Annotated in this window: 13 protein-coding genes; all 13 read left to right on the top strand. The window is 44.4% G+C overall.

Annotated features, from left to right (window positions below; genetic code table 11):
- Positions 1–39: 39 nt before the first annotated feature.
- The 13 genes from I4V84_RS00875 (at position 40) to I4V84_RS00815 (ending at position 13,934) form a co-directional block, all read left to right on the top strand.
- A complete protein-coding gene (locus I4V84_RS00875) occupies positions 40–735 on the top strand; it encodes a response regulator transcription factor (RefSeq protein ID WP_195991040.1) in 696 nt (231 codons plus the stop codon).
- 22 nt (positions 736–757) lie between these two features.
- Complete coding sequence (locus tag I4V84_RS00870; protein ID WP_207748605.1) at positions 758–1,231, top strand: hypothetical protein; 474 nt, start codon at positions 758–760, stop codon at positions 1,229–1,231.
- Between the two features lie 3 nt (positions 1,232–1,234).
- Entirely contained in the window at positions 1,235–2,311 is a 1,077-nt protein-coding gene (locus I4V84_RS00865) for a HAMP domain-containing sensor histidine kinase (RefSeq protein WP_207748604.1), read from the top strand.
- Between the two features lie 133 nt (positions 2,312–2,444).
- Complete coding sequence (locus tag I4V84_RS00860; RefSeq protein ID WP_173715962.1) at positions 2,445–3,068, top strand: hypothetical protein; 624 nt, start codon at positions 2,445–2,447, stop codon at positions 3,066–3,068.
- A 478-nt stretch (positions 3,069–3,546) separates the two neighbouring features.
- Complete coding sequence (locus I4V84_RS00855) at positions 3,547–4,755, top strand: D-alanyl-D-alanine carboxypeptidase family protein (protein WP_195391620.1); 1,209 nt, start codon at positions 3,547–3,549, stop codon at positions 4,753–4,755.
- 93 nt (positions 4,756–4,848) lie between these two features.
- Positions 4,849–6,597 (top strand): ABC transporter ATP-binding protein, encoded by a 1,749-nt coding sequence (locus tag I4V84_RS00850; RefSeq protein ID WP_118578027.1) that lies wholly within the window; start codon positions 4,849–4,851, stop codon positions 6,595–6,597.
- 39 nt (positions 6,598–6,636) lie between these two features.
- Positions 6,637–7,665 (top strand): molybdopterin-binding protein, encoded by a 1,029-nt coding sequence (locus tag I4V84_RS00845; RefSeq protein ID WP_173717744.1) that lies wholly within the window; start codon positions 6,637–6,639, stop codon positions 7,663–7,665.
- A gap of 78 nt (positions 7,666–7,743) precedes the next feature.
- Positions 7,744–8,532, top strand: a complete 789-nt coding sequence (locus I4V84_RS00840; protein WP_195991037.1) for a metallophosphoesterase — start codon at positions 7,744–7,746, stop codon at positions 8,530–8,532.
- 17 nt (positions 8,533–8,549) lie between these two features.
- Positions 8,550–9,341, top strand: coding sequence for a segregation/condensation protein A (locus I4V84_RS00835; RefSeq protein WP_118578030.1), 792 nt, complete (start codon positions 8,550–8,552; stop codon positions 9,339–9,341).
- 3 nt (positions 9,342–9,344) lie between these two features.
- Entirely contained in the window at positions 9,345–9,914 is a 570-nt protein-coding gene (scpB, locus tag I4V84_RS00830; protein ID WP_195991036.1) for an SMC-Scp complex subunit ScpB, read from the top strand.
- 132 nt (positions 9,915–10,046) lie between these two features.
- A complete protein-coding gene (locus I4V84_RS00825; RefSeq protein WP_195991035.1) occupies positions 10,047–10,844 on the top strand; it encodes a zinc dependent phospholipase C family protein in 798 nt (265 codons plus the stop codon).
- 152 nt (positions 10,845–10,996) lie between these two features.
- Positions 10,997–12,325 carry a D-alanyl-D-alanine carboxypeptidase family protein gene (locus I4V84_RS00820; protein ID WP_243283990.1) on the top strand — a complete coding sequence of 443 codons (1,329 nt, stop codon included), beginning with the start codon at positions 10,997–10,999 and terminating at the stop codon, positions 12,323–12,325.
- Between the two features lie 172 nt (positions 12,326–12,497).
- Positions 12,498–13,934, top strand: a complete 1,437-nt coding sequence (locus I4V84_RS00815; protein WP_148461985.1) for a carboxyl transferase domain-containing protein — start codon at positions 12,498–12,500, stop codon at positions 13,932–13,934.
- The last annotated feature ends 14 nt before the right edge of the window (positions 13,935–13,948 follow it).

Raw genomic sequence — 13,948 nt, 5'->3', positions numbered from 1 at the left:
AATAGGCTTGGGGAAATTTGCCAGATATGGGGAGAGAAAATGAGTTATATTTTTGTGGTGGAAGATGAATTTGATATACAGGAATTGTTGAAAAATTATCTGGAAGAGGCAGGATATCAGGTGTTTTGCGCCTCTGATGGGGTGGAAGCTATTAATCTGTACGAGGAGGAAAAAGAGAAAATTGATTTGGTTCTTCTGGACGTGATGTTGCCTAAAATCAATGGCTTTGGGGTGTTGGAGTTGATTCGGAAATCTTCGTTGGTGCCGGTGATCATGCTCACCGCCCTGGATGATGAGTCCTACCAGATAAAAGGGTACGATCTTCAGGTGGATGAGTATGTGACAAAACCTTTTTCAACGCAGGTACTATTGCGGAAAATAGGGGCAGTGCTGCGGCGCAGTGGGAAACATTTATCAGATGAGAAGAACCCTGAGATATTACAGTATGGAGATTTAAAGCTGGATTCTTCCGGTTACCAGGTGTGGGAGGAAGAGCGAAAAGTGGAGCTTACCCAGAAAGAGTTTGAACTTTTGCGAGAGTTCCTTTTGAACAAAGGGCGTGTACTAACCAGGAATCAGCTTTTGGATGCTGTGTGGGGTGCTGATTATTTTGGAGAAGACCGGATTGTGGATACACACATTAAGAATCTTCGGAAAATGCTGGCAGGGGATTACATTGATACCATCAGAGGAGTAGGATATCGCATTGATAAAATACATAAAAAGCAGAATTAGTGTAAAAATATTTCTTTTAACCATGGTGATCCTTATGGCTGTATCCGGGGTTTCCTATGGCTTCGTGACCGCTTTTATGCCGCGCAGCTATTCCGATTCCCTGAACCGGACGCTGGCAGCAAGGGCGAAGCAGCTGGCAGAATCTTTGTCCGGATATACTTTGGAAAATGCATTATCTGTTATGGAAGAATTCAGCAGTGCGAATCAGTCTAGAGTGGTTCTTCTTGATGAAAATGGTGGAATTGTCAGGGAGTGGAATGGACTTGGGGATGCGCTGATGATAACTTCAGAGATAGAAGGAAGCAGTGAAGGGGTGTCAGAAGAATTTGCCAGTACAGTAGAAACTATGGAAGCAGATAATATCCAGACAGAAGAAGGTGTTTCCATGGTGGAGCAGATGGAACAGCAGGCTATGGGACGTTATGAGGTTGCTTTTAAAGGAACAGATCATAAGTATACCCTTTTTGTGTTTGGCTCTACCCAGCTTGTGAATTAGGCAGTGGAAGCATTGGGGCAGATCCTTCCGTGGATGCTGCTTACTGTTTTTGCGGTATCTTTGCTGATCGCTCTTTTTTATTCCAGATATTTGTCAAAGCCAGTGCAGAAGTTGGGCGCGGCTTCTGACAAAATGGCGAATCTGGATTTCTCGGTGCGCACTGATATGAAGCGTATAGATGAAATTGGGGTTTTATCCAGAAGCCTTGACACAATGGCGGAAAGCCTGGATCAGGCTTTGTCCAGCCTTTGGGAAGCCAATGCCAAACTGAAAGATGAGATGGAACAGGAGCGGGAACTGGAACAGCAACGTATGGAATTTTTTGCAGCAGCGTCCCATGAGCTGAAAACGCCTGTGACCATACTAAAAGGGCAGATTGAAGGCATGGAACAGAATGTGGGAGTCTACAAGGATCGGGACAAATATCTTGCCCGGGCAAGAGAAGTGACGGTTACTTTGCAGAATATGGTTCAGGAAATCCTGGTGATTTCCAGAATGGAATCCTGCGGTTTCTCATTAAAGAAAAAAGAGATGGATATGGCAGAGCTGGTGAGGCTTCAGCTGGCAGACCTGAACGAGCTTTTTGAGCAGAAAAATATGGAACTGGAAATCTTTTTGCCAGAGAAGTGTCCCTGCATGGCAGATTCTGGACTGATGGCGATTGCAGTCCGGAATATTCTGGTAAATGCAGTACGGTATTCACCTGCTGGTGAGAGAATAAGTGTGAAATTATCCACGGATTATAATGTGGATTCTTCCACATCTAACTCTTTTCTACTAAAAGAAGTTTCAGGGTGCCAAAATTCAAGAGAATTGAAAAGTATGAAAAATACAGCGAAGATACTTCTGGAAGTGGAAAACACAGGTGCGCACATAAGCCAACAGGATCTTCCCCGTTTGTTTGACGCCTTTTACCGCGTAGATTTCTCCCGTAACCGCGAAAACGGCGGCAGCGGTCTGGGACTTTATATTGTACGGGAGATTCTGGAACAGCATGGGGCAGAGTATGAGATGAGAAATACAGAGGCAGGTGTGTGTTTCCAAATGGAATTGTTGCCAGTGATCGTATCCCTCCAATGATTCTCCATATTCGCATGTTTCAGACACGCTCTAAGTTGAAACTTCATAGAAATCACAAATTACTTACATATGGAATACAAGAAAATGCTCTATTCTTCTTAATGTAATCAAAAAGAAGAAAGGAGCATTTTTTATGAAAACAATGCAGAAAAACAAAGGGTTGAAAAAAAGAGGAAAAGGGCTGGCACTGGGAATCTGTGCAGCAATTCTGGGTACTGTTGGTGTGGCATGGATACCGCAGACAGTGGCATGGGCGTATGCAGAGAGTTATATGGATGCAGATGGAAAGATGGTAACCAAGGTTTTTCAAAATGGGGACACAGATACTGTGACAGATGAGACCGACGAAGTGACAGCGGCTGAAGCAGAAAATGCTGGAAAATCCGCTACAGAATCAGCAACAGAGGATTTTTTCGTGACAGTTGTGCAGGATGGACAGAATACGGATGATAAGACGGATATAGAGATAGCGCAGGATTCAGCTGCAGATCAGGTTGGGTATATGGCAGACGGGAATAGTTATATTTATAAGGCATTAGGGCTGGAATATGATGAAGAGCAGAAAGCCTGGATGTGGAAAGAAAAACCAGTTTATGCAATCTGGTTTGGAGATGCGGGAATGATCATTTACGGAGATGTAAAGCCGGAAGGTGAGAATTGTCTGCATATTACATGGGAAAGCGGAGATGGAACTGCTACATTTAAGGTGCAGGAAATGACGAAAAACGAGTTGAAGAAGGCATATTTAGCAGATTAAATTGCTATTTTGTGAATTGGTCGTTATCCCGCAACTTCATTTTTTCTAATCTATCGTTGTCAAAAAAATATCGGGAAAACAATCACTCACCCTCCCCCTTCGTTAAAAGTTCTTACCAACCAGCAGGTCCCAGTCAGTATACAGCATTTGGGCAATGTGTATTACTCCAGCGAGCCATTTCAGGCGCGCTCTTAGCGGAGGCGAAATCCAGCGCTTACGTAGACTTATGCGTGAGGGCTCTCCCGAACGCATTAGTCGCAGTTAGCGATTAGTTTGCTGGAGCGTTGCGCCGGCGAGTGAGTAATACACATTGTCCAAATGCGTCCCTCCTGAAGAACTTTTCAACCCACTAAATAGCAATCCGCGGTGGCAAAGAGGAAGTTTCCTTGGCCGCCGCTTTTTACGTTTGAGATTAGAGGAATAAAATAGAAGCACGAGTTTTACAATATAATAGAACTTATTTTTGAGGAGACATCCTATGCTTGAAAAGGCAATAAGAAAGGCGGTTCTGTCCATTTTACTGGCTAGTCTCATGGTGGGGGCTGGTTGTCGGATTACATATGCGGAGGAACAGCAGCAAACCACAGAGTCAAAAGTGGCTACCGATGACACTTTTGTACAGGCGCCTTCAGCCCTTCTGATGGAAGCCGGTACCGGTACTGTGATTTACGAAAAAGATCCGGACACAAGACGCAGTCCGGCAAGTATTACGAAGATCATGACACTGATCCTGATTTTCGATGCGTTGGAGAATGGTACACTGAAAATGGATGACCTTGTAACAACCAGCGCTTACGCTAAGTCTATGGGTGGCTCCCAGGTATTTTTGGAGGAAGGGGAAACCCAGGATGTGGAGACTATGATCAAGTGCATTGTGATCGCCTCTGGAAATGACGCCAGTGTAGCGATGGCAGAGCATATCGGGGGCAGCGAGCAGGAATTTGTGCGGCAGATGAATGAGCGGGCGGCTGGTCTTGGAATGCAAAATACCCATTTTGTGGACTGCTGTGGGCTGACAGATTCCACGGATCACTACACAACAGCCCGTGACATTGCCCTCATGAGCCGGGAACTGATTACAAAATATCCGAAGATACTGGAATATTCCTCTATCTGGATGGAAAATATTACCCATGTGACCAGACAAGGTTCCAAAGAGTTCGGATTAACAAACACTAACAAGCTTCTTCGCAGCTACGACGGCTGTGTAGGATTAAAAACAGGAAGTACCAGTCTGGCAAAGTACTGCGTATCTGCTGTAGCGTCCCGAAATAATATTACTCTGATTTCCGTGGTTATGGCGGCTCCTGATTACAAAGTCCGTTTTAAAGATGCAGCAGCCATGTTGAACTATGGTTTTTCCAAATGCAGTCTTTTTACAGATGAAAATCCCGAAAAGCTTCCCCAGATAGAGGTTCGAAAAGGAACCAAGCCCACCGCAGAAGTAAAATACGAAAAGAATTTCCAGTATCTCAGCACCGATGGAAAACCCATAGGCGAAGTGGAACGGAAACTGAATCTGGAAACCCAGGTGCAGGCTCCGGTGAAAAAGGGCGAAACTGCTGGTACTCTGGAATACTACAGAGATGGGCAAAAGCTTGGCGAGATCAACATTCTTTTCACTGAAACCATAGAAAAAGCAACCTATAAAAACTGTTTGGAGAAAATAATTACAGAAGCATTTTGACAAAACAGTCCTCGTCGGTTTATAATAAACTCTGTATGAAAATTTTTGCTGATGTCTTACAAAAATATAGCAGCAAAAGCGGAGGGAAAACATATGAAACAAGAGAAAAAACAGCCTGGCAGATTAAAGATGCTTGCAGGCTATTATAAACCATATAAGGGACTGTTTTTTGCAGATCTTTTTTTTGCATTCCTTGGGGCAGCAGTGACACTTGTCATTCCACTGATGGTTCGTTATATTATGAATTCCATAAGTGAAATGTCAGCGGATGAAGCGAAGACCATGATTTTGAAAATCGGGGTGGGAATGCTGGTACTGATCCTGGTGCAGCTTGGAAGCCGTTATTTTATTACCTATTATGGACATATGATGGGTGCTTATATTGAGCATGATATGCGAAATGAGATATTCAGCCATTACCAGAAGCTCTCTTTTGCATTTTATGATAATCAGAAGGTCGGCCAGCTTCTTTCCAGGATCACAAGTGATCTTTTTGATATTACAGAGCTTCTCCACCATGGACCGGAGGATATTCTGATCTCAGTGATCAAGCTGTTCGGAGCACTGATCATTCTTATGAATGTGAAGCCGCAGATGGCACTGCTGTGCTTCGCAGTTGTAATTATTATGCTGATCTATGCACTGATTTATAATAAAAAGATGAAAAGTGCATTTAAGGAAAACCGTGTGCGCATGGGCGAGATCAACAGCCAGATCGAGGACAGTCTTTCCGGAATCCGTGTGGTAAAATCTTTTGGAAATGAGAAGCGCGAGATTGAGAAATTCCGTAAAGGAAATGAGCGTTTTGTGGATTCCAAGCGTGTGACTTACCGCTATATGGCAGGTTATCATGCAGGCATGGATGCGTTTACCACACTGATCACAGTTACTGCACTGGTTTCCGGAGCCATGTTCCTGGCAGCAGGAGATTTAAGCGCCACAGATCTTGTGACCTTTCTTTTGTATATTAACAATTTTACAGAGCCGGTTACCAAGCTGGTAAACTTTACCGAGCAGTTCCAGAACGGCTACAGTGGTTATGACCGTTTCCTGGAAATGATGTCCATTGCGCCGGATATTGAGGATGCGCCGGATGCCGTTTCTATGGATCATGTAAAAGGAGATATCCGCTTCGAGAATGTTTCTTTCCACTATGAGGACCACAATGAGAAAGTGCTTTCCAACGTAAATCTGGAGGTGAAGCCCGGTGACTATGTTGCCCTTGTAGGTACTTCCGGAGCTGGAAAGACTACCCTTTGCAGCCTGATCCCCAGATTCTATGATGTTTCATCCGGTGCCATTTATCTGGATGGAAAAGATATCCGAAAGATCAAACTGAAGGATCTTCGTAATCAGATTGGCATTGTGCAGCAGGATGTATATCTGTTTGCAGGAAACATTATGGAAAATATCCGGTATGGCCGTCCGGACGCTACCGACGAGGAAGTCATTCGCGCAGCCAAGCTTGCCAATGCTCATGATTTTATTATGGAAATGCCGGATAACTATGGCACAGACATTGGACAGCGTGGCGTGAAGCTTTCCGGAGGACAGAAACAGCGTCTTTCCATTGCGAGAGCTTTTCTGAAGAATCCGCCGATCCTGATCTTTGATGAGGCAACATCCGCCCTGGATAACGAAAGTGAGAAGGTAGTGCAGCAATCTCTGGAACGTCTTGCCAAAGACCGAACCACCTTCGTGATCGCCCATCGTCTTTCCACGATCCGCAATGCCAGAAGGATTCTGGTGCTGACCGAAGATGGAATTGCAGAAGAAGGTACACATCAGGAGCTGATGGAGAAGGACGGCGTATATGCGAAACTTTGCAAAGCCGGATTGTGATCGTAAACAGCAATTATATGCGAAAGGATGAATTGCAGAATGAAAGAAATAAGAACCGAAGACGCAGCAGGCCAGATCCTCTGCCATGATATTACACAGATTATAAAGGATGAGAAGAAAGGCGTTCTGTTTTCCAAAGGACATATTGTGAAAGAAGAGGACATTCCGCTGCTCCTTTCTGTTGGAAAAGAACATCTTTTTGTGTGGGAAAAGAAAGAAGGCATTCTTCATGAAAATGAGGGCGCTGATATTTTGTATAAAATCTGTGCAGGAGATTCCATGCATGGAACTGATGTGAAAGAAGGCAAGATCGAACTGGTAGCAGACGAGGACGGAGTTCTGAAAATCCGCAGAGATGCCCTTCTGGCAGTGAATTCTCTGGGGGAGATGATGATTGCTTCCCGCCATGGGGACTTCCCGGTAAAAAAAGGAGATAAACTGGCTGGCACCAGGATCATCCCTCTTGTAATCGAAAAAGAAAAAATGGACAGAGCTGTGGAAGCCGCTGGCCCGGAACCGATTTTTTCCATTCTTCCCTATCATTTTAAAAAGGTTGGAATCGTTACAACTGGAAGCGAGGTAAAAAAAGGTCTGATTCAGGATACTTTTACCCCTGTATTAAAAGAAAAGCTTTCTGAGTACCCCACTGAGGTGATCGGTCAGACGACTCCAGGAGATGACAAGGCACAGATCACAGACGACATTATGGAATTTATTAACCAGGGTGCAGACATGGTAGTCTGCAGCGGCGGTATGAGTGTGGATCCAGATGACCGTACACCTGGAGGAATCCGTGATACAGGAGCCAGAGTTGTTACTTACGGTGCACCGGTACTGCCAGGAGCCATGCTTCTTATCGCTTACTATGAGAAAGAGGGCAAATGCATCCCAATCCTTGGGCTTCCTGGATGTGTCATGTATGCGAAGCGTACTGTATTTGACCTGGTTCTGCCAAGAATCATGGCAGACGATGAAATTTTCCCGGAAGAAGTTGCTGCATACGGAGAAGGCGGTCTCTGCCTGAGCTGCAAAGTCTGTACCTTCCCCAATTGTGGATTTGGAAAGTAAGCAGGGCCTGGGGCGTGCAGATTGCAGAAGGCCTTTTTCAAACACGCTCTGGAAATTACAAAGTATTTAAGGAGATTTATGGAAAAATTTCGAACTGTAACCTATGAAGTCCATAACCCGAAAATAAAAAAAAGCGTGCGCTTTGCTGTTCTTGCAGACCTTCACGGAAGCATTTTCGGCGAAGAGAATAGTGCTTTGCTGAAAAAAATCCAGGAAAATGCCCCCGATGCCATTCTTCTTGCCGGAGACATGGTGGTCCGGATGGATCCTTTCACCCTGGAAACTGCCAGAAAACTGCTTTGTACACTGGCGAAGAATTTCCCCATCTTTTACGCCATGGGAAACCACGAAACCAAAATGAAGGCCAAAGGGCACCTTTATCGGAATGAGTACCTGAAATATCAGGCAGAGTTGAAACAAAAAGGAATCTGTTTTCTGGCAAATGAGAAGAGCAAAGTTGTTCTGGCTGGCAATTCCTTTGTGGTAAATGGACTGGAACTTCCACTGGAATACTATCACAAGCCTTTTTCCCCGAAGCTAACTTCTGAAAAAATGGAAGAGCTTATGGGAAAGCCAGATCCGGAAGCCATAAATATTCTTCTTGCCCATAACCCAAAATATGGCAGAACCTATTTCCACTGGGGGGCAGACCTGATTCTGTCTGGACATTACCATGGCGGTGTGCTCCGTTTTTCCAGACATGTGGGAGCCATCAGTTCCCAGTTTATACCTTTTCCAAAATACTGTTGCGGCGATTTTTACAAAAATGGCAAATGTATGATCGTAAGTGCAGGCCTCGGGGAACACACAGTGCCTCTTCGGATCCATAATCCAAGAGAGCTGATTTTTATAGAAATGAAACCGTAAGGGAGAGAGGAAAGCGCATGGCAATTCCCGTAAAACTGAATGTTTTTGAAGGACCGCTTGATCTGCTCCTTCACCTTATTGATAAAAATAAAATTGATATTTATGATATACCGATTGTGGAGATTACGGATCAGTATATGGAATACATTCACGCTATGGAAAAAGAAGATCTTGGAGTTATGAGTGAGTTTATGGTCATGGCAGCCACACTTCTGGATATCAAGTGCCGGATGCTTCTTCCAAAAGAAATCAATGAAGAAGGAGAAGAGGAGGACCCCAGAGCGGAACTGGTTCAGAAACTTCTGGAATATAAGATGTATAAATATATGTCTTATGAGCTGAAGGACAAAATGGACGATGCCAGCGGCGTTTATTTCCGTGAGCCGGATGTGCCAAGGGAGGTGCTTCAGTATCGGGAGCCAGTGGATCCCTCAGAACTTCTGGCTGGTCTTACTCTTGAGAAATTAAACGCCATTTACCAGTCGATCATCAGGCGGCAGGACGACAGACGGGACCCTATCCGAAGTCAGTTTGGAAAAATCGAGAAGGAAGAAGTCAGTCTTTCTGATAAAATGCTGGAGATGAAAGAATTTGCAAAGACTCACAGGAAATTCAGTTTTCGGGACCTGTTGAAAAAGCAGTGTTCCAAAGTACAGGTAATCGTTACCTTCCTTTCCGTGCTGGAACTGATAAAAATGGGACACATTCATGTGGTTCAGGAAGAGATTTTTGATGACATCCAGATCAATGTTGTGACAGAGCCGGAAACCTGGAAGAATCTGACAGAATTTGCAGAGGAAGAAGGATAGTGTATGGAAATTAAACGATTAGAAGGTGCCGTTGAGGCAATCCTGTTTGCGATGGGTGAATCTGTGGAATTAGGTCAGATTGCGAAAGCAATCCAGCAGGATAAGCCAACTACAGAAAAACTACTCCATAATCTGATGGATAAATATAAGGATGAGGGAAGGGGAATCCAGATCATTGAGCTGGAGGGCTCTTATCAGCTGTGCACCAAACGGGATTACTATGGCTGTCTGATCCGGATTGCCATACAGCCTAAGAAACCTGCCCTTACAGATGTTATGCTGGAAACGCTGTCTATTATAGCCTATAAGCAGCCTGTGACAAAAGCTGAGATTGAAAAGATCCGGGGAGTAAAAAGCGATCATGCAGTAAATAAGCTGGTTGAGTATAATCTGGTAAAGGAGCTTGGACGTCTTGATGCACCTGGACGGCCGATCCTTTTCGGCACTACAGAAGAATTTCTTCGCACATTTGGTGTGCAGGGTCTGGAAGAGCTGCCGGCTGTGGATCCGGTAAAAATGGCGGATTTTAAGGCTGAGGCAGAAGAGGAAGTACAGCTGAAGCTGGATATATAAGACAGGACAAGTAAGCCACAGATAAACTGCAGACGATATAACAGAACAAGTAAGCCGCGGATAAACTGCAGACAATGAAACAGGACAAGTAAGCCGCAGATAAACTGCAGGCGATAAGACAGGAGATAAAAAATGCCCACAACATATGCACATGATTTGTTTGGTCAGAAAGTATACAGGCAATTGCCCGATCAAGTGAAAGAAATTATTCGGAAAAACGGTGAACTGTATCGGATCGGTCTTCACGGACCGGATATTTTCTTCTATTATTTTATTTTTAAGAATCACGTAAGCAGTGTAGGATACCGTATGCACAAAGAAAAAGCCCGGGCATTTTTTGCCCAGGGAATGGCGCAGGTCAGAGAGACTGGTGATGAGGCGCTTCTTGTCTATCTTCTTGGCTTTGGCTGTCATTATCTTCTGGACTCTTCCTGTCATCCTTTTGTAAATGAAATGAATGATAAGGGCAGGATTTCCCACAGCCTTTTGGAAATTGAATTTGACCGCTTCCTTATGGAAGAAAATGGGAAAAATCCATATGCCTTTTATCCTTCTGATTGTATCAAAGCAAAACGCAAAAATGCAGCGGAAATCCACAAGGCTTTTCCTCTTGTAAAAACAGGAGATATTCTTCTGAGCCTTAAACTGATGAAATTTATGACAAATCTGCTGGTATGTGACGATGGCGGGACGAGACGGGCGCGTCTGTCGAAGCTTTCCAGCCTTGGAGGAAGAAGAGCACAGTCTGCTTTGATCGATCACTATATGATGGCTCAGCCGGCAGGTGGCAGCAGGGAACCTGTGGAACAGCTGAATACATTGTTTGAAAAAGAGGTGAAAGAGGCACCGGCAGAATTGCTGGAGCTGTATCAGCTTTCCCAGGAGGACATGCTGTTGTCTGAGCGATGGAATCTGACTTACAATGGTTAGCTGTGATATACAAACTGAAAATTGAACCAATTTCAGGGACAGGTATTTTGTAAGATACCTGTTCTTTTTATCAGGCAAAACTTGTAGAGTGAGCTTTGCATAGTTTGGGACAGGTCCGCGTAAAATACTATAAACGGAATGTGGGGTGGACTATGAAAAGCAGATACAGATTCTTTTGTTTTACACTGACTTTTGTACTTGTTTTATGCACTGCTGCCCAGGTGTCAGGAAGCACTGGCACAGATGAAAAAAAGACTGTCAGTTCCATTGTGCAGATGATACCGGCAGCTGTTGATATGAAAGAAACAGACGGACCTGGAAATCTCTATGCCTTATCAGCAGTTCTTATGGATGGGGATTCTGGCCGGGTACTGTACGAAAAAGAGGGCTATACAGCTCGCCCAAATGCCAGTACCACAAAGGTAATGACCTGTATCCTTGCACTGGAAAAGGGCTCCGGTGATGATTATGTAATGGTGTCAGAAAATGCGGCTTCTCAACCAGAAGTAAAGCTGAATTTAAAGGAAGGGGAGCAGTATTACCTGGAAGATCTTCTTTATTCTTTAATGTTGAAAAGCCATAATGATACGGCTGTGGCAATTGCTGAACACATTGGCGGTTCTGTGGAAGGGTTTGCAAAAATGATGAATGCAAAAGCAAAGGAGATTGGCTGCACGAACACTCATTTTGTTACGCCGAACGGTCTTGACAGTGCAGATGCAGGAGGCATTCATCAGACTACCGCAAGAGATCTGGCTTTGATCATGAGCTATGCTGTGAAAAATAAAGCATTTCTTCATATCACACAGACCAGGGATTATTCTTTTTCTGATATTACAGGAAAACGTCAGTTTTCCGTCCATAATGCAAATGCATTTCTTGATATGACTCCGGATGCCATTTCAGGAAAAACCGGTTTTACAGGAAATGCGGGTTATTGTTATGTGGCAGCCTGTGAAAATGAGGAAAGAAAATTTATTATTTCCCTTCTTGGCTGCGGCTGGCCGAATAATAAGACATATAAATGGAAAGATGCCATGAAACTGCTGGAATATGGCAAAGCAAATTTTCACAAGGAAACCTATTGGCAGGAGCCGGAGATTCCGGCTATACCAGTAAAGGATGGGACTGACGAAAGCAGCGGGAAAGAATCTGGTAAGGAAAACCAGGAAAATTCCGGGAGAATTTTCACAGAAACTGGGACAGGTTTCGCAGATGTATATATAAATGGCCAGATCCAGGCATCTGATTCTGACAAAAAGAAACAGATCCTTCTGAAAGAAGGGGAAAAGATTACCTGCCATCTGCGTATTGAGAAAAATTTGACAGCACCTGTGAAAAAGGGGCAGAAAATTGGTCAGGTCACTTTTAGCCTTGGAGAACTTGTCCTGGATAACTATTTTGTGACAGCAGATCGCAATATTGTCAAAATCACCTATTTATGGTGCGCAAACAAGGTGTTTCATGACTTTTTTCACTAAAAAGCCTGACGGAATATGTATGATATATAAAAAAATCCCCCGAAAATCGAGGGATTTTTTTGCATAAAAACACGGAAAACTATTGAAAAATTGTGTGAAAAAATGTACAATTAGAATCGGCAGAATTTTTGGTTATACTTTTAAATTATTATAAAATGGAGGGCAAGAAAGAATGAGTAACGCAACACAAAGTTTAGCGGGCACAAGAATCACTTCTTTGCTTGACGCGAACAGTTTTGTTGAGATCGGCCAAAGTGTAACAGCCAGAAATACAGATTTCAACATGACTGAGAAAAAAGCACCTTCAGACGGTGTTATTACCGGATATGGTGTAATCGATGGAAATCTGGTGTATGTGTACAGCCAGGATGTTTCCGTACTGAACGGAACCGTTGGTGAAATGCATGCCAAGAAGATTACCAGACTTTATGATATGGCTATGAAGACCGGTGCTCCGGTGATCGGCCTGATCGATTGTGCAGGTCTCCGTCTTCAGGAGGCAACTGACGCACTGGAAGCATTCGGTGAAATTTATATGAAACAGACTCTGGCATCCGGACTGATCCCACAGATCACAGGTATCTTCGGTACCTGCGGTGGTGGTATGGCACTTGTACCGGCACTGACAGACTTCACATTTGTTGAAGAGAAGAAAGGCAAACTGTTTGTAAACACCCCGAACGCCCTTGAAGGCAACCACGTTTCCAAATGTGACACATCCTCAGCTAGATTCCAGAGCGAAGAGACAGGTCTTGTAGACGGAATCGGCACTGAGGACGAGATCCTTGGAAAAATCCGTGAACTCGTAACATATCTGCCATCTAACTGCGAAGACACTGATTCTTACATGGAGTGCACAGACGACCTGAACCGTGTATGCGAGGATATTGAGAACTGCACAGGTGACACAGCCATTGCACTTTCCAGAATCGCTGATAACGGCCAGTTCTTCGAGGTAAAAGCTGACTACGGCAAGAGCGTTGCTGTTGGATTTATCAGACTGAACGGTGCTACCGTTGGTGCTGTTGCAAACAGAAGCGAGAGCTATGATGCAGAAGGCAAAAAGGTATGGGAGTCTGATGGAACCCTTAGTGCACGCGGTGCAAGAAAAGCAGCAGAGTTCGTAAAATTCTGTGACGCTTTCGAGATCCCGGTACTTACTCTTACAAATGTAAACGGCTTTAAGGCTACTGTATGTGGCGAGAAGATGATGGCGAAATCTGTCGGAGCACTGGTTCATGCATTTGCAGACGCTACTGTTCCGAAGGTTAACGTTGTGATCGGCAAAGCATTTGGAACCGCTTACACAGCTATGAACAGCAAAGCAATCGGTGCAGACATGGTATACGCATGGGAGAACGCAGAGATCGGTATGATGGATGCAGACCTTGCAGCCAAGATCATGTATGCAGGCGATGACGCAGCAGCTCTTACTGAGAAAGCAGCTGAGTACAGAGAACTTCAGAACTCTGTTTCCTCTGCAGCAGCAAGAGGATATGTTGACACCATTATCAGCCCGGCTGATACAAGAAAATATGTGATCGGTGCATTTGAAATGCTGTTCACAAAAAGGGAAGAACGTCCGTCCAAGAAACACGGCACGGTCTAAGCGAGGTGGAGCAT

This window comes from Ruminococcus sp. 1001713B170207_170306_F1 (genome assembly GCF_015668065.1).
Classification (GTDB): domain Bacteria; phylum Bacillota; class Clostridia; order Lachnospirales; family Lachnospiraceae; genus Blautia_A; species Blautia_A faecis.
The sequence above is the reverse complement of the archived record's forward strand: the minus strand, read 5'-3'. Positions and strand labels throughout refer to the sequence as shown.

What these genes read in the sequence shown, in the direction of transcription:
- I4V84_RS00815 (WP_148461985.1), top strand. Translation starts at nt 12,498, where the DNA reads ATGAGTAACGCAACACAAAGTTTAGCGGGCACAAGAATCACTTCTTTG.
- I4V84_RS00825 (WP_195991035.1), top strand. Translation starts at nt 10,047, where the DNA reads ATGCCCACAACATATGCACATGATTTGTTTGGTCAGAAAGTATACAGG.
- I4V84_RS00840 (WP_195991037.1), top strand. Translation starts at nt 7,744, where the DNA reads ATGGAAAAATTTCGAACTGTAACCTATGAAGTCCATAACCCGAAAATA.
- I4V84_RS00845 (WP_173717744.1), top strand. Translation starts at nt 6,637, where the DNA reads ATGAAAGAAATAAGAACCGAAGACGCAGCAGGCCAGATCCTCTGCCAT.
- I4V84_RS00875 (WP_195991040.1), top strand. Translation starts at nt 40, where the DNA reads ATGAGTTATATTTTTGTGGTGGAAGATGAATTTGATATACAGGAATTG.
- I4V84_RS00835 (WP_118578030.1), top strand. Translation starts at nt 8,550, where the DNA reads ATGGCAATTCCCGTAAAACTGAATGTTTTTGAAGGACCGCTTGATCTG.
- I4V84_RS00850 (WP_118578027.1), top strand. Translation starts at nt 4,849, where the DNA reads ATGAAACAAGAGAAAAAACAGCCTGGCAGATTAAAGATGCTTGCAGGC.
- scpB (WP_195991036.1), top strand. Translation starts at nt 9,345, where the DNA reads ATGGAAATTAAACGATTAGAAGGTGCCGTTGAGGCAATCCTGTTTGCG.
- I4V84_RS00855 (WP_195391620.1), top strand. Translation starts at nt 3,547, where the DNA reads ATGCTTGAAAAGGCAATAAGAAAGGCGGTTCTGTCCATTTTACTGGCT.
- I4V84_RS00820 (WP_243283990.1), top strand. Translation starts at nt 10,997, where the DNA reads ATGAAAAGCAGATACAGATTCTTTTGTTTTACACTGACTTTTGTACTT.
- I4V84_RS00870 (WP_207748605.1), top strand. Translation starts at nt 758, where the DNA reads ATGGTGATCCTTATGGCTGTATCCGGGGTTTCCTATGGCTTCGTGACC.
- I4V84_RS00860 (WP_173715962.1), top strand. Translation starts at nt 2,445, where the DNA reads ATGAAAACAATGCAGAAAAACAAAGGGTTGAAAAAAAGAGGAAAAGGG.